The 14,980-nt window shown below is 59.2% G+C and carries 14 protein-coding genes and 1 pseudogene; 8 read left to right on the top strand and 7 right to left on the bottom strand.

All coding sequences use genetic code 11. The annotated features are described in order from the left end of the window. The first annotated feature begins 43 nt into the window (after positions 1-43). Together G485_RS0121560 and G485_RS0121555 are read left to right on the top strand one after the other, a co-directional pair. A complete protein-coding gene (locus tag G485_RS0121560) occupies positions 44-976 on the top strand; it encodes a manganese-dependent inorganic pyrophosphatase (protein ID WP_027094236.1) in 933 nt (310 codons plus the stop codon). A gap of 99 nt (positions 977-1,075) precedes the next feature. Further along, positions 1,076-1,825 carry a hypothetical protein gene (locus tag G485_RS0121555; protein WP_027094235.1) on the top strand — a complete coding sequence of 250 codons (750 nt, stop codon included), beginning with the start codon at positions 1,076-1,078 and terminating at the stop codon, positions 1,823-1,825. A gap of 369 nt (positions 1,826-2,194) precedes the next feature. Here G485_RS0121555 and G485_RS0121550 read toward each other — a convergent pair whose 3' ends face one another. From G485_RS0121550 to G485_RS0121535, 4 genes are all read right to left on the bottom strand, one after another. Beyond that, a complete protein-coding gene (locus G485_RS0121550) occupies positions 2,195-2,755 on the bottom strand; it encodes a hypothetical protein (RefSeq protein WP_027094234.1) in 561 nt (186 codons plus the stop codon). Between the two features lie 118 nt (positions 2,756-2,873). After that, positions 2,874-3,419, bottom strand: coding sequence for a superoxide dismutase family protein (locus tag G485_RS0121545; RefSeq protein ID WP_027094233.1), 546 nt, complete (start codon positions 3,417-3,419; stop codon positions 2,874-2,876). Between the two features lie 92 nt (positions 3,420-3,511). Next, positions 3,512-4,663 carry a hypothetical protein gene (locus G485_RS27700; RefSeq protein WP_156922540.1) on the bottom strand — a complete coding sequence of 384 codons (1,152 nt, stop codon included), beginning with the start codon at positions 4,661-4,663 and terminating at the stop codon, positions 3,512-3,514. Between the two features lie 91 nt (positions 4,664-4,754). Beyond that, entirely contained in the window at positions 4,755-5,615 is an 861-nt protein-coding gene (locus G485_RS0121535; protein WP_027094232.1) for a helix-turn-helix transcriptional regulator, read from the bottom strand. A gap of 127 nt (positions 5,616-5,742) precedes the next feature. Here G485_RS0121535 and fabF point away from each other — a divergent pair, with 127 nt between their 5' ends. Beyond that, positions 5,743-6,981 carry a beta-ketoacyl-ACP synthase II gene (gene fabF / locus G485_RS0121530; protein ID WP_027094231.1) on the top strand — a complete coding sequence of 413 codons (1,239 nt, stop codon included), beginning with the start codon at positions 5,743-5,745 and terminating at the stop codon, positions 6,979-6,981. A gap of 126 nt (positions 6,982-7,107) precedes the next feature. After that, a pseudogene (locus tag G485_RS27695) lies at positions 7,108-8,163 on the top strand (LLM class flavin-dependent oxidoreductase). Here G485_RS27695 and G485_RS0121520 read toward each other — a convergent pair. Next, positions 8,164-8,496 (bottom strand): winged helix-turn-helix transcriptional regulator, encoded by a 333-nt coding sequence (locus tag G485_RS0121520; protein ID WP_240489236.1) that lies wholly within the window; start codon positions 8,494-8,496, stop codon positions 8,164-8,166. 210 nt (positions 8,497-8,706) lie between these two features. Between G485_RS0121520 and G485_RS0121515 the strand changes: the two genes are divergently transcribed. After that, the gene (locus G485_RS0121515) at positions 8,707-9,180 is read left to right on the top strand and encodes a glutathione peroxidase (RefSeq protein WP_027094229.1); all 474 of its coding nucleotides are present in this window, start codon (positions 8,707-8,709) and stop codon (positions 9,178-9,180) included. A 1,166-nt stretch (positions 9,181-10,346) separates the two neighbouring features. On the opposite strand, the gene G485_RS0121500 is transcribed toward G485_RS0121515, so the two are convergent. Further along, entirely contained in the window at positions 10,347-11,237 is an 891-nt protein-coding gene (locus tag G485_RS0121500) for a LysR family transcriptional regulator (protein ID WP_027094228.1), read from the bottom strand. Between the two features lie 107 nt (positions 11,238-11,344). On the opposite strand from G485_RS0121500, the gene G485_RS0121495 reads away from it, so the two are divergent. Further along, the gene (locus G485_RS0121495) at positions 11,345-12,088 is read left to right on the top strand and encodes an SDR family NAD(P)-dependent oxidoreductase (protein ID WP_027094227.1); all 744 of its coding nucleotides are present in this window, start codon (positions 11,345-11,347) and stop codon (positions 12,086-12,088) included. A gap of 152 nt (positions 12,089-12,240) precedes the next feature. On the opposite strand, the gene greA is transcribed toward G485_RS0121495, so the two are convergent. Next, positions 12,241-12,717, bottom strand: a complete 477-nt coding sequence (gene greA / locus G485_RS0121490) for a transcription elongation factor GreA (RefSeq protein ID WP_027094226.1) — start codon at positions 12,715-12,717, stop codon at positions 12,241-12,243. Between the two features lie 199 nt (positions 12,718-12,916). On the opposite strand from greA, the gene G485_RS0121485 reads away from it, so the two are divergent. Together G485_RS0121485 and G485_RS0121480 are read left to right on the top strand one after the other, a co-directional pair. Beyond that, positions 12,917-13,681, top strand: a complete 765-nt coding sequence (locus G485_RS0121485) for a MerR family transcriptional regulator (RefSeq protein ID WP_027094225.1) — start codon at positions 12,917-12,919, stop codon at positions 13,679-13,681. Between the two features lie 189 nt (positions 13,682-13,870). Continuing rightward, entirely contained in the window at positions 13,871-14,818 is a 948-nt protein-coding gene (locus tag G485_RS0121480; RefSeq protein ID WP_027094224.1) for an aldo/keto reductase family protein, read from the top strand. The last annotated feature ends 162 nt before the right edge of the window (positions 14,819-14,980 follow it).

Here is a 14,980-nt window from a genome sequence, read left to right as displayed (position 1 = left end):
AAGGTATAATTTTATCGCCAACTGACAAATAAGGAGTATGAACATGGGAAAAGTTCTGATTTTCGGCCACAAGAACCCGGATACCGACACGATCTGTTCCGCTATCGCTTATGCCGACCTGAAGACGAAGCTGGGCCAGGAAGTCGAAGCCGTTCGTCTTGGCAACGTGAGCGCCGAGACGCAATTCGCGCTCGATAAGTTCAACGCTTCCGCGCCTCGCCTCGTGGAGACCGTTGCGAACGAAGCGAAGGAAGTCATTCTCGTCGACCATAACGAACGCCAGCAAAGCGCGAGCGACATCGATCAAGTGCGCGTCGTCGAGGTCATCGACCATCACCGCATCGCCAACTTCGAGACGAGCGGACCGTTGTACTACCGCGCGGAGCCGGTCGGCTGCACGGCCACGATTCTGAAGAAGCTTTACAAAGAAAACGGAGTCGAAATTTCGAAGGATATCGCCGGCCTTATGCTGTCCGCTATCATCTCCGATTCGCTGTTGTTCAAATCGCCGACCTGCACGCCGGAAGACGTGGCCGCTGCTCGCGAACTCGCTGCGATCGCAGGCGTTGACGCCGACCAATACGGTCTGGAGATGTTGAAGGCGGGCGCCAACCTGAGCGACAAATCGATCGACGAGCTGATCTCCCTCGATTCCAAAGAGTTCTCGATGGGCGGCGCCAAGGTCGAAATCGCGCAAGTCAATGCCGTCGACGTCAATGACGTCCTCTCCCGTCAAGCCGAGCTGGAAGAGAAGCTGAACGGCATTATCGCAAGCAAAGGGCTGGATTTGTTCCTGTTCGTCGTTACGGACATTCTGAACAACGATTCCGTCGGCGTCGCCCTCGGCAAGGAAGCCGGCGCGGTCGAAGAAGCTTACAACGTCAAGCTGGACGCGAACAAAGCGGTGCTGAAGGGTGTCGTCTCCCGCAAATCGCAAATCGTGCCCGTGCTTACGGAAATTTTCAACAAGCGGTAATCCCGCATCGTGAAGCGACGAGAGACTGGCACCGGACGGCCGCGTTCGGGTGCCAGTTTTTTGATTTGATCCTGAGTAGAATAGGGACGGTCGAAAGCCATGGAATACAAGTTCGAGACGGCAAGGAACAACTACGAAGATTTCGCGAGCGGAAGAGTGCTGTACAACGCGCGCGGAACGACCTCGTTTCCGGTTCGGCTCGCAAGCGAAATTGTACAAAGATGCTTCGACATTCTCGAAAAAAAGGGGAATGCAGGTCCCTATACGCTGCACGACCCTTGCTGCGGAGGCGCTTATCTGCTCACCGTGAGCGGTTTGCTTCACGGGCATCGTCTGCAGCGCTTGATCGCTTCCGATGCCGACCCCGGCGTGCTTGGCATTGCCGCGCGCAACTTGGCCTTGCTGACGCCGGAAGGTCTGTCCAAGCGCAAGGCCCAATTAAAGGCGCTTGCGGAGTTGCACGGCAAGCCGTCGCATGAAGAAGCGTTGAAGAGCGTCGACCGAATAGAGGGGTTGATCCTGAGGTCGCGCATCGCAAAAATCGAGACGTTCCAGGGCGATGTGACCGCCCCGGATGAATCCCGCAAACGCCCTTCGGGCGTTCAAATTCTGCTGACCGATGTTCCATACGGAAATATCGCTAGCTGGAGCGGCGACCGTACCGATCCTTTAGGCGCCTTGTTTCGCTATGCGTACGGGCTATTGGACTCCGCTCAATCCGTTATGGCCGTCGTTGCGGACAAAGCGCAACTCCTCAAGCATGAACGCTTCCGACGCCTTCAATATTGGAAGGTCGGCAAACGGCAGATCGGCATCTTCGAGCCCATTCGCGAAACCGATGAAATCTAAGAGAGACAGCCGCCCCGGCTGCCTTTCTTCGGGACCTCGGGCTCGGGCTGTTGCCCCGCGCGCAGAGACCTCCCTCTGCCACAAGGCCACTTTAAGGCCAATAGCCTTTTTTCCATATTGTGGGCTTATCCCCGCTGCTCAGTTTTGTGGTGGGGGTGCTTCTTCTGTACCCAAGACTTAGAATGCACTTCTAATCGAGGCTTAGCCCTTCGCCCACTCCTACACCTGATTAATAAAATGGAACACCAATATGCTCCCCAGATAACTGCGGAGTAAAAAATCACGCCAACACGCCATTAGCATGGGGCTAATATCGGCGATTCTTTTATACGAAAAGCCATTGAAAATGAAGCGGATATCACCAGTCGTTCAAGCAGCCTTCCTAGTAAGTTGCGGGTATGTCATCACGGGGCGCGAGACGCACTGCCGCAACAGGTCCCGCACAATCGAATCTTCGCTGGAAGTGAAGTTGAATCGGTAACCGTACTCGTCCAAGTAAGCCTGCAAATGCTTGGGACCGATTCCGCAGTAGATCCCGTTCATATAGCGCGACGCTTCATAGCAAAAAGCGTTCAAAGGCCGATAACGAGCGGAGTTGTAGATGCCGGGTGCGACCGTAAGTTCGGCTTCCGATTCGACGCATTGTTGCAGGAAGCACCGTATGCCGTATCTCGTCGTCGCTCCCACGAACAAATGCTCCGCCGGCACTTGGTGAAGCTTTACACGGAGCAGCTTGCCCTCCTCCGAGATGGAGGCGGCGGCAATCAAGGTCTGGTACTTCACATTTCGCCTGTAAACGGAGTAAAGAGAGGTCGGCCCATGACGGTCTTCATTGACCCGCACATGACCGGTGAGCGGAAGCTCGGATGTGGTCAGACGGATGGCGTGGCGAATCTTGTGGGCGATCAGCCAGGCGGTCTTGTACGTCACTCGAATCTCCTTGGATAACTGACGGGCCGTTACGCCTCGGGTCAGCCAATGGGAAAATGAAAAGAAAGAAGCCGCCGTATCTCCGTACAGGAGCCGACAGGCTTCTTTGATTGTCGCCTTAGCGAATGACCCCGCAGGCGATTCGATTGCCGGAGTTGCCGGACGGGTCGGTGACGTAGTCGTCCGCTTTCTCGTGAATGACGATCGCCGTACCGTCCGACTTCAAGAGCGAATTCGGGGCGCCCTTGGCGAGCGTCACTTGGTTGCTTGCAATGTCGGCGACGACGGTTCCGTCGTCCTTGACCTGAATGTTAGGCAGATCCCCGGCGTGGAAGCCTTTTGGATTGTTGAAGCCGTGCTGCTTGTGGCCGGGGTTGAAGTGTTCGCCCGCGCTTTTGAAGGCAGGCGGTTCGCACTTGCCCGTCTCGTGGAAGTGTATGCCGTGAATGCCGGGCGGCAAGTTCTTCGCTTCCAGATGAAGCTGGACGCCGTTGCCCTTCGGCGTAATGACGGCGGTTCCGACTTCCTTGCCCTTGGAATTGACGATTTTGGCCGTCACCTGCGACGGCTCGGAACTCGCAATCGCTTGCGGAGCGCCGAAGGCCGGTACGAGCAGCAGGGACCCGAGGATGCCGGCGCCGATCGTGGCTGTGAACTTGTTCATGCTCTACTGTCGTCCTCCTGGTTGCGGAATATCGAATTCTTGCATAGCATCCCCCATTTTCTCCAGAAGAAAACGTTCACTGCCAAATTTGTTCAAATCGGCGCGTTAGGAAGTGCTTTTGCGAGACGAGAACGCTTCTCAGGCGACCCTTGCGCATCCTGAAGGCGCCACGGCGCTTGGATCGCCGGACGGACGAACCAGAAGCGCATCGTCTCGCGCCGGATGCCGCCTGTTGCAAGCTGCATGGCGACATCCGTCTCGACGACGGCGTTGAGGGCGCCGTCCGTCTCCGGCATGGGCTCGCGCAACGCGGTCGCCCGGATGGAGGACAGGCTGCCTGCCAGCTCAACCAGCGCATCCGATTGGCTTTTGTCCATGCCCTCGGTCATGAGCCGGATCATCTCCGCGTCCCCGTGGTCGATCGCGGCGATCGCGTTTTGCGCGAGCTGCAGCGGGGAAGAGGCGGCCAAGTAGGTTCTGAGCGTGCCGGCGGCTTTGTGGACCATCAGTTGATGAAGCGGATCGGGCCGGTCGGACTTGTGGGTGCTGCTGTTCAGAAAATGAACGCAGAAATGACCGGAAAAGCCGTTGTCCGGAATGCCGTCGCCTCCGTGCGGCATGCCGTTCATCGAAGCGGCCATCCGGCGGCCGTTCGTCTCCACGATGATCGCTTTGCGTCTCCAGCTCCAGCCCCGGTCGTAAATTTGCGCCATGATGCGCGTATCCTCTTTGGTTAGCGGCTGAACGTCCGCATGGTCGCTTCCGGCCCGCCGCTGCACCCGGAACGTGAGTCCCGACTCGACGTCGGTGATGGAGAACACGCTTTTGCGCGGCAGCGCCCGCTTCGCTTCCTCCCAGTCGGTCAGTCGTCCGTAATGGCGCTGCCGAAGGAGCGCCGCTTTTTGGGCCAGCTTCTTCGCCGCAGAGCGAGGAAGGACGACTGTGCGCCCGGCCGCTTCGTCCCATAGCGCACCCGAGCTGTCCATCCGGTAAAGCCGTTCGCGGCCGTCCTCCGACACCGTGACGTAAACATCGGACAGTTGCGGAGCGGATCGCGGCTTTGCCGTTGCCGCCGCGTTCAAACTTCTTGCGAGACGGCCATCCCGAAGCTCCAGCGAGGATTCGTACGCCGCATTCGGGCTTGCCCGCACATGGAGGCGGAACGAATGGGGCCGATCCGCGCCCAGGCAGAAAAGGACAATCGCCATTAAAGCCAAACACGACATCCACCGCGTCTTATTCATCGAAAGCCTGCCGCCGCCTTTCGCCATCGCGTTTTCCGTTATTATTTTCAACAGGCATCGGCTTATGTGCGAAAAGCGGGAAGGACGGGAATCAGGCGTCCGCTTGGGCACCGGTTCGTTTGTCGAGCAGCCGGCGCAGCTTCAGCTCCGTGGACGTATCCGGGGCGGGGGTGTAGACGCTGCAGCGCAAATCGGCTTCGCCCTGGACCTGCAGCGAGGTCAGATGGTACAGCATCTTGCCCGCTTTGGCGTGCCGAAACTCGATCAGCACTTCGGGCGCGGTGCTCACCCGGCTTTCCTCCCAGAGCGGCTTGAAGTCCGGGTACTGCGCCTTCATCTCCTCCAGAAACGTTCCGTACCATTCGTCCTCGACGTACTGCCCGTAATAGGAGCGAAAAATCGAGAGGAAGCCTTCGATAAAATGTTCCCAGTTGACGGCCAGCCGGCGCAGCTCCTTGCGCTCGAACAGCAGCCGGATCATGTTGCGCTCTTCCTGCGGCACTTGCGTGAAGTCGAGAAAGACGTGCGCGGCCGCTTCGTTCCAGCCTACGATCATAAATCGCCGGTCCGATACGATGGTCGGACAGTACCGGAGCTCTCGGAGAATTTTCTGAAGAGAAGGGCTGATCTGCGGCGGCTCGTTCCACGCCGGCACCGTCCCGGCGGCGGTATCGAGGGCGAGCGAGAACAAGTACTTGCGCTCGTCGGCGGTCAGCTGCAAAGCGGCGGCCACGCAATCGAGAACGGACGCAGACACCCGGATGTCCCGGCCCTGTTCAAGCCACGTGTACCATGTCGTGCTGACGCCCGCCAGTTGCGCGACTTCTTCCCGGCGCAGCCCCGGCGTCCTCCGCCGCGTCCCGGCGGGGAAACCGAACGACTCGGGGAGAAGCTTGGCGCGCCGGCTTTTGAGAAAGTCGGACAACGCTTGCAGCCTAGTTTGTCTGTTCATGGGGTCGCTCCTTCGGACGAAATCGGATCAAGGTGTTTATTATACTATGATAAACAAAAACTTGTAATAGGATAATAAATCCTTCAGGATAGGAGCGTAAACGATTTTCATAGATGGAGGATGCCGTATGGAAAGAGTCGTCATTACGGGGATGGGCGTCATATCGCCGCTTGGCAACGATGTGGCCTCCTTTTGGAGCCGCTTGAAAAGGGGACAATCGGGCATCGCCCCGATCGATACGTTCGACACGAGCCGACATAAAGTGAAGATTGCGGGGCTTGTGCGGGATTTCGACGCGGAAGCGAGATTCGGGCGCAAGGAAGCGAGAAGAATGGACCGCTTCAGCCAATTCGCCCTCGCCGCCGCCGAGCAAGCCTGGACGGATGCGGGGCTGGACGCGGTTCATGTCGACAAGGAAAAGGTCGGCGTCTATGTCGGGTCGGGAATCGGCGGGCTTCAGACGCTGCTGGAGCAGGAGGGAGTGCTGCGCGAACGCGGGCCGGAAAGAGTGAGCCCGACGCTCGTGCCGATGATGATCTCGAACATGGCTTCGGCGCTCATCAGCATCCGGTTCGGCGCGCTCGGACCGACGATGTCGCCGGTGACCGCCTGCTCGATCGGCAATACGGCGATCGGGGAAGCGTTCCGCCTCATCCGGGCGGGCATCGCCGACGTCGTCATCGCCGGCGGCGCGGAGGCGGCCGTCACCGAGCTCTCGGTCGCCAGCTTCGCCAACGCGACGTCGCTGTCGACCCGCAACGACGAGCCGACGCGCGCCAGCCGGCCGTTCGACGGCGCGCGCGACGGCTTCGTCATCGCCGAAGGCGCGGGCATCGTCGTGCTGGAGTCGCTCTCCCACGCCCGGCGAAGAGACGCGGACATCCGCGCCGAAGTGATCGGCTACGGGGCCAGCTCGGACGCCTATCATATGGTCGCCACCCATCCGGAAGGAACGGGGGCTTATCTCGCCATGAAAGCGGCGCTTCGAGAAGCCGGGCTGGAGCCGCAGGACGTGGACGTCGTCAGCGCGCACGCGACGAGCACCGGGGTCGGGGACCGGTCGGAGACGCTCGCCATCAAACGGTTGTTCGGGGAGCACGCTTACCGCATCCCCGTGACGGCGAACAAATCGATGACCGGCCACATGCTCGGAGCGGCCGGCGGAGCCGAAGCGGTCGCGCTGGCCAGCAGCCTGCGCGAAGGCGTCATTCCTCCGACGATCAATCAGGAAGTGAAGGACGACGTTTGCGACCTGGACTATGTGCCCAACGAGGCCAGGCAGGCCGATCTTGAAGTCGGCATCTCGAACGCGTTCGGCTTCGGAGGCCACAACGCGGTCATCGTCCTGCGCCGTTTCGATCCGTAATCCTCGTCCGTACACGAGCCGGATCAATCGAATAATCCGATCGGCTAATCGAAAAAGCCGATTAGCCCGCTCCCGTTCCGGATGATAAAGTGGGAGGTAAAGTTCATTCCGGGGGGACGGTAAACGATGAAGTTCGTATTGTTTAGTCTGGCGATGAACGTTCCGAACGCCGTAACCGGAGAGACGTTCCCGGCCCAGGAGAAGTTCCGGAACCTGCTGGACCAGGCGGCGCTGGCCGAAAAGCTCGGTTATGACGGCTTCGGGGTCGGAGAACGGCACGGAGCGCCGTTTCTGTCTTCGTCTCCGCCGGTTCTGCTGACCGCCATCGCCGCCCGCACATCGACCATACGCCTTCTTACGACGGTGACGGTGCTTAGCGTGCTCGATCCGGTGCGGGTCGCCGAGGATTACGCCACGCTGGACCATTTGTGCGGCGGACGGCTGGACATCATCATCGGCAAAGGCAACGATCCGCGCCACTATCCGCTGTTCGGCCTCCCCGAGGAGGAGCAGTAGGCGTCGCTGGCGGAGCGGTACGAGCTGCTTCGGCGATTGTGGCGCGAGGAGAACGTCACCTGGCAGGGGCGTTATCGGCCGCCGCTCGACAGGTTGACCACGCAGCCGAGACCTTATCAGGCCGCGATTCCGGTCTGGCACGGCAGCGCCTCCAGCACGCTGTCCACGGAGCTCGCCGCCAAGTACGGCGAACCGATCTTCTCCTCGAACGCGTTCCATCCGATGGACAAGTACAAAGCGCTCATCGATCATTACCGGGAACGGCTCGCGTTCTACGGCCACGATCCGGAGCGCGCGGTCGTCGGAGCCGGAACGGGCGGCTTGTACCTGGCGAACACGAAGGAAGAAGCGATTCGCCGCTATCGTCCCTACTACGACGCGATGTCCGCGACGGACGCCGCCAAGCACAACCGGTCGCCTTTTCAAGGACTGGAAGATCATATCGAGCGCGGATCGCTGCTGGTCGGGAGCCCGGAGAGCGTCATCGAGAAAATTCTCGTCTATCACCGGGCTTTCCGCCATCAAGCGCTCGCCATCAGCGTGGACGGGTTGACCGAGGCGGAGCAGCGGGAGCAGGCCGAACGGTTCGCCCGGGAGGTGGCCCCGGTGCTCAGACGCGAAATTCCAAGCTCGGTCTGGGAACCGCCAAGCCAACGGCCGACTTGATTATTTTCCCCTCCACTTGAGAACCCATCTGTCCATCTCGTCCAGCACCGTGCGGAAGTCCCGCCCCTTGTCGGTCAACGAATATTCTACCGTTACGGGAACGGTCGGAAATACTTCCCTCCGCACGATCCCGTTCTTCTCCAGATGACGCAGCGCATCCGTTAGCGATTGCGTCTTGACGATTTTCAGCTCCCGCAGCAATTGCTTGAACCGCCTGGGGCCGTTCGACAATCCCGAGATGACGAGAATCGACCATTTCGCGCCAAGAATGTCCAGCAATTCGCAAATCGGCGGCTGCTCTTCCTTATCCTCGTTCCGAAGCGGCGTTTCCAAGGTTCCTCCCTCCTTACTTACCATTCGGTTAGTTGGTCAAATTATTTGGATAATGTCCAAACGTTTTGCGTTCTTACATTATGTTAGTGACTTCATTATAATGAAAATCGAACGGAATTGATCGGGGGATTCTATTAATTGACATCGCAAATTAAATTGTATACAATTTAATTTGTAGGCGAGATCAGCCAGTTGAAGGAGGAGATCCGAATGTCGGTTTACGATTTCAAAGTCAGAACGATTCGCGGGCAAGAGACGACGCTTGGCGAATACAAGGGCAAGGTGCTGCTCATCGTCAATACGGCGAGCAAATGCGGGTTGACGCCGCAATACGAGGGGCTGCAGAAGCTTTACGAGAAATATAGCGACCGCGGGCTGGTCATTCTCGGCTTCCCCAGCAATCAGTTCAAGGAGCAGGAGCCGGACAGCGAAGAGAAGATCGAGCAGTTTTGCAGGCTCAATTACGGCGTTACGTTCCCGCTGTTCGCGAAGACGGAAGTGATCGGGGACAACGCGCATCCGCTGTTCGCTTATTTGACGAGCCGGGGGCCGGCCGATCAGTTCGACATTAAATGGAACTTTGCGAAATTCCTGATCGACCGGGACGGGAACGTCGTCAAGCGGTTCGACCCGAAATTGCCGCCGGAGGAAATCGAGAGCGAAATTGCCGCCCAATTGGCTTAAACCGATCAAACGCCAAAAACTCCGGGTTCCCTTCCGGGGAGTGCTGACATTCCGGGGCTCCCACTCCCGCAGCGCTCCCGGTTACGGTACGGCCGAGTTCTCGACCTACCGTCCGGTCAAGCTGTGGGAGAAAACGACGCGCACCAGCAGCTGGGGCGGAGGAGCGGGCTGGACGGGACAGCCGGCCATCGTCCGCTGGGCGCCGGACGTTCTCGCGGCGATGAACGTCAAAGCGAAATTTCGAACGAAGCCGAATTTCACGGAAGTGATCTACGCCTCGCTCGACGGCAACGTCTATTTCCTCGACCTGGAGACGGGCGAGGAGACGCGAAGTCCGATACGGGTCGGCAATCCGATCAAAGGCAGCGTCTCCGTGGACGCGCGCGGTTATCCGTTGCTTTATGTGGGAGAAGGCATTCCGGAGAAGGGAACAATCGGCTTCCATCTCTACAGCCTGACGAACCAGAAGGAATTGCTCTATGTGACAGGAAAAGATTCATTCGCCAAACGGGGATGGGGAGCGTTCGACGGATCGGCGTTGTTCAACCGGAGCGAGGATACGCTCGTCGTGGGCGGCGAGAACGGCATGTTCTACAGCGTGAAGCTGAACACGGACTTCGACCCTGCGGCGAAGACGATCGCGATTCGTCCCGTAATCAGCAAATACCGGTATTCGATCGCGGGCAACGTTTACCAGGGGATCGAGAACTCCGTCGCGGTCTACGGCCGTCTCGCTTTTTTCGCCGACAACGGGGGCAGCATGCAGGCGGTCGACATGGAGGCGCACAAGCCGCTCTGGTCGCTGCCGTCGTCGGACGACACCGACGCGACCATCGTTTACGAGACGGAGAACGGCGTACCGTACCTGTACACGGGAACCGAGGTGGATAAGCAAGGGGACAAAGGGATGTCGGTCGTTCGCAAAGTGAACGGGTTAACCGGGGAGGTCGTCTGGCAGCAAAAGTACCCTTGCTATTCGCAGCGGGGCGACCATCCCGTCAACGGCGGCATGCTGGCGACGCCCGTGCTGGGCAAGCGGGGCATCGGCGACAGAGTCATTTTCACGCTGGCGCGTTACGGCTCCTTCAACGGAGGGCTGATGGTGGCAACTACCTCGTCGTCGCGTCGCGCGGAGGGAAAATTTTCGGAGTCAAGCTGCAATAAGGTCATGGGGTCCGTTCGTTCAAATGCTCTTGCAGAAAACGGTACAGCTTCGCGCCGGCCAGCTTCAACGGGAACTCGGAAGCTTTGCACAGCAGCCCGCAGGGCATGTCGATCGTCCGGTCCTTAAGCGGAAGAGCGACGGTGCCCGGGGGGGCCGGGTTCAGCAAGCTTTCCGGCACCAGAGCGATGCCCAGACCGCACTGTACATAATGCTTGAGCGCCGACATGTTCCCGATCTCCATCGTGTCGAGCGGCGTTCGGCCCGTCTGCTGCAGCAGAAGCTCGAGCTTTCGGCGATAAGGGCAGTTGGCCGCCGTGATGAGCAGCCGGTAATCGCGGAGAAGCTCCGTGACGATGTCCGTCCGGCCGGCAAGCGGATGATCTTGCGGTACGAGCAGGACGAATCGCTCTGTAAATAAGGGTTCGAAATAGAGCTCGCTTCCCAGCTCCGGCGCCGAGCCCAGCGCAAGATCCAGCTCGCCCCGCATCAGCTTCTCGCCGAGCGCGGGAGAACTGGCGATCTCGACGGAGATCCGGATTTTCGGATAATCGGCGAGAAACCGCGCGAGCAGCCGCGGCAGCCGGTAGCTGGCGCTCGGTTCGACGACGCCCAGACGAACGTGGCCCGCCTCGCCCGAATGGAGGTCGGTCATCTGCGTTTGCAGACGTTCCATATCCTTCACGAGTTGAACGCTCTGTTCGTACAGCAGCCGTCCCGCTTCGGTCAGCCGAATCTTCTTGCCTCTCTCGATCAGCATGACGCCGAGGTCGGATTCCAGCCGCTGAATTTGCATGGTGACGGTCGATTGGGCGTAGTTCAGCTCCTCGGCCGCGCGGTTGAAGCTTCCGCAGGCGACGATCGTCTGAAACGTTTTGAGGGCTTTCAGGTCCATGGGCACCTCTCGGAGATTGTTCAATAATATTGAATTATTGATTTAAATAATTCAATTATACAGAATAGTCCGAGGCGTATACAATGGCTTCAGGAGGAGGAGTAAACATGAAGCTGACCGACAAAGTAGCGATCGTCACCGGAGGCGGAACCGGCATCGGCCGGGCGACCAGCCTGGAATTGGCTCGCCGCGGCGCTATCGTCGCCGTCAATTATTCGCGTTCGAGAGCGGAGGCCGAAGAGACGGTGGGGCTGATCGGACAAGCGGGAGGCAAGGCGATGGCCATTCAAGGCGACGTCTCCAGCGATCGGCAAGCGAGGGAGATGATCGGTCGGGTAGCGGAGCAATTCGGCGGGATCGACGTTCTGGTGAACAACGCCAGCATTACCCGCCATATTCCGCTGTGCGATCTGGAAGCCGCGACCGATGACGTATGGGACGAGCTGTTCGGCGTGAACGTCAAAGGAATGTTTTACTGCGCGCGCGCCGCGGCGCCCTGGCTGAAGAAGAGCGCGCCAAGCGGCGCCATTGTCAACCTCGGCAGCATCGCCGGGACGACCGGGCTTGGCTCGTCGCTTCCGTATGCCGTGTCAAAAGCGGCGGTTCACGGGCTGACCAAGTCGCTCGCCCGCGCGTTGGCCCCGGAAGTTCGGGTCAACTGCATCGTTCCCGGCGCCGTCGCGACGAGGTGGTGGGAAGGGCGGGAGCAACAAATGAGGGCGCTAAGCCCCGAGCTGCCGCTGCAGCGCGTCTCGACGCCGGAAGATATCGCCCACTTCATCTGCGCGGCACTGGAGCAGGAGGCGCTGACCGGCCAAATCATCACGGTGGATAGCGGGCAGACGATGTGACGCGAGGAGGTTGGCCGCGATGCTCGATAAAATCGACACGATTAGGCCAAGCCGTCTCGATTCGCGGAGAAGCAAGCAACTTGATTATGCGCCGAACGCCGGTAACGGCAACAAAAAAGACATGCGGCGACGTGGCTGCATGTCTTGTTCCTCTATTCGCCGAGCTTGATCTCAAGCAGCTCGTATTCGATGACGCCCATCGGTGCGTTGACGCTGATCTTGTCGCCGACGTGCTTGCCCAGCAGAGCCGCTCCCAGGGGGCTCTCGTACGAGATTTTGTTCTGGAGAACGTCCGCTTCGGCGGCGCCGACGATCTTGTATTCGAGCTTCTCGCCCAGCTCCACGTCGTTCAGAACGACGATCGAGCCGACTTGAACCGTCGAAGCGTCCGAGCTCTCGACGACGCGGGCGCGTTTGAGCATTTTCTCGATCGTCTGGATGCGCGTCTCCATGAACGCCTGATCGTTTTTGGCCGAATGGTATTCGAAGTTTTCCTTCAAGTCCCCGTAGCTAAGAGCGATTTTGATCCGTTCGGATATCTCCTTGCGCTTGACGGTTTTGAGCTCTTCGAGCTCCTGCTCCAGCTTCAATTTACCCTCGGGGGTAAGAATGACTTCTTCGTTTGACATGCCGACATCTCCTCGTTCATTCTGATTTGTGGGGCTTATGTGAAGTCTCCGCTCGCGAAAACGACGATCGCTCAACATATCATGATAGGGTTTAAAGAGGCCGTTTGTCAATTCTCCAGGGCGGTTAGCGAATTGAAAAGGGTGCTTGACTTTGACGCTGCGTAAAGGTGTACCGTTAAGTCGTCAGGAGGCGATCGAAGTGGAATATACGGTTCAGAAGCTGGGACGGCTCGCGGGAATCAGCACCCGGACGCTCCGGTATTACGACGAGATCGGCCTATTGAAGCCGGCCCGGATCAACTCGTCGGGCTACCGGATCTACGGCCCGAAGGAGGTGGACCGGCTGCAGCAGATATTGTTCTACCGGGAGCTGGGCGTCGGTCTCGAGAGGATCAAAGCGATCGTGAACGATCCGGCCTTCGACGGCGCGAAGGCGCTGCGCGAGCATCGGGAGCAGCTTCTGGAACGGCGGCGTCAGCTGGATTTGCTGATCGCAAACGTAGAGAAGACGATCGCATGGACAGAAGGGAGAATGACCATGAGCGACAAGGAGAAGTTTGAAGGCTTCAAGGCGCAGCTGATCGAAGAAAATGAGCGCAAATACGGCAAGGAAGTTCGCGCCAAATACGGGGACGATGTCGTGGACCGTTCGAACGAGAAGCTGCGGAGCATGACGCCGGAAGCGTTGGAGGAAGCCATGCGGCTGGCCGAACAGGTGACCGAGACGTTGGCCGAAGCTTACGCAACCGGGGATCCGGGCGGCGAGCCGGCGCAGAAAGCCGCCGATCTGCACAAGCGGTGGCTGATGCATTATTGGAGCGAGTACAGCCCCGAAGCGCATGCAGGCCTTGCGCAAATGTACGTCGACGACGAACGGTTCACCGCGTACTACGATACCAAACAGCCGGGGACGGCGGCCTTTCTGCGGGACGCCATTCGGATCTATACGGGCGTAAAGCCGTAAGGCTCGCCCCGGCGCCGGCCGGAGCCCGGTCGAACCCCAAAATCCGCGCTTCGGCGCGGGTTTTGGGGTGCTGGATCTTGGAGGGCAAGACGGGGCATTGAATTGGCACGTATGGAATGCTATCATTATAAACACGCGTTCACGAATAGGCGAATGCGTTACATAGCTCCAAACGGGAGGGATTCGCAGGTGAAGTACAGAAGATTGGGAAGATCCGGGCTGAAAGTAAGCGAGATCAGCTTGGGCAGCTGGATGACCTACGGCCATACGGTCGGCCAGGATACCGGAGCCAAGCTGGTCGACCGCGCGTTCGAGCTGGGCATCAATTTTATCGATACCGCCAATGTCTACTACCAAGGCGCCGCCGAGTCGATGCTGGGCGAAGTGCTGCCGAAGTACCCGCGCGAATCGTACGTCCTCGCGACGAAGGCGTTCTGGCCGATGGGGGAAGGACCGAACGACCGCGGCTTGTCCCGCAAGCATGTGTACGAGCAGCTTCACGCCAGCCTTAAACGCTTGAAGCAGGACTACGTCGACATTTTCTATTGTCATCGCTACGACCCCGAGACGCCCGTCGAGGAGACGCTTCGCACGATCGACGATTTCGTCCGCCAGGGCAAAGTGCTGTATGTCGGCGTCAGCGAATGGACCGCGGCGCAAATCCAGGAAGCAATCCATGTCGCGGACAAATATTTGCTCGACCGCATCGTCGTCAACCAGCCGGAGTACAGCATGTTCTGCCGCCGCATCGAGGCCGACGTGCTCCCCGTCAGCGAGAAGAACGGCATCTCGCAGGTCGTGTTCTCTCCGCTTGCGCAAGGCGTACTGACGGGCAAGTACCGGCTTGGGCAGCCGCTCCCGCAAGGCAGCCGCGCCGCCGATCCGAAGACGAATATGTGGATCAACAACTATTTGACCGAAAACCATCTGCGCAAGGTGGATCAGTTGGACGCCGTTGCGAAGGAACTGGGGCTGTCGCTCTCCAGCCTGGCGCTGGCCTGGATTCTTCGCCATCCGAGCGTTGCCAGCGCGCTGGTCGGCGCCACCAAAGTGTCGCAGCTCGAAGAGAACGCGAAAGCGTCCGGCGTCGAGCTTCCGCAAGAGATCGTCGACCGGATCGAGAGCATTCTGGCGTAGCAGAAGAAGCGGCGGTCCCGGAATATCGCAATCGACCGGAGGTAAGCCAGGCTAGGCGCAACCGCGACAAAGAGGCTCAAAACCTGAGCCGCTTTGGCGATTTCCGCCGCATGCGCGCCAAAGAGGCTCAAAATCTGAGCCACTTTGGCAATCTCCGCCGCA

Source organism: Cohnella thermotolerans DSM 17683 (genome assembly GCF_000429825.1).
Lineage (GTDB): Bacteria > Bacillota > Bacilli > Paenibacillales > Paenibacillaceae > Cohnella > Cohnella thermotolerans.
The sequence above is the reverse complement of the archived record's forward strand: the minus strand, read 5'-3'. Positions and strand labels throughout refer to the sequence as shown.

Excerpts from the sequence above, each read along its gene's own strand:
- G485_RS27700 (WP_156922540.1), bottom strand. The coding sequence starts at position 4,663 with ATGAATAAGACGCGGTGGATGTCGTGTTTGGCTTTAATGGCGATTGTC.
- G485_RS0121500 (WP_027094228.1), bottom strand. The coding sequence starts at position 11,237 with ATGGACCTGAAAGCCCTCAAAACGTTTCAGACGATCGTCGCCTGCGGA.
- G485_RS0121535 (WP_027094232.1), bottom strand. The coding sequence starts at position 5,615 with ATGAACAGACAAACTAGGCTGCAAGCGTTGTCCGACTTTCTCAAAAGC.
- G485_RS0121560 (WP_027094236.1), top strand. The coding sequence starts at position 44 with ATGGGAAAAGTTCTGATTTTCGGCCACAAGAACCCGGATACCGACACG.
- G485_RS0121545 (WP_027094233.1), bottom strand. The coding sequence starts at position 3,419 with ATGAACAAGTTCACAGCCACGATCGGCGCCGGCATCCTCGGGTCCCTG.
- G485_RS0121495 (WP_027094227.1), top strand. The coding sequence starts at position 11,345 with ATGAAGCTGACCGACAAAGTAGCGATCGTCACCGGAGGCGGAACCGGC.
- greA (WP_027094226.1), bottom strand. The coding sequence starts at position 12,717 with ATGTCAAACGAAGAAGTCATTCTTACCCCCGAGGGTAAATTGAAGCTG.
- G485_RS0121515 (WP_027094229.1), top strand. The coding sequence starts at position 8,707 with ATGTCGGTTTACGATTTCAAAGTCAGAACGATTCGCGGGCAAGAGACG.
- G485_RS0121555 (WP_027094235.1), top strand. The coding sequence starts at position 1,076 with ATGGAATACAAGTTCGAGACGGCAAGGAACAACTACGAAGATTTCGCG.
- fabF (WP_027094231.1), top strand. The coding sequence starts at position 5,743 with ATGGAAAGAGTCGTCATTACGGGGATGGGCGTCATATCGCCGCTTGGC.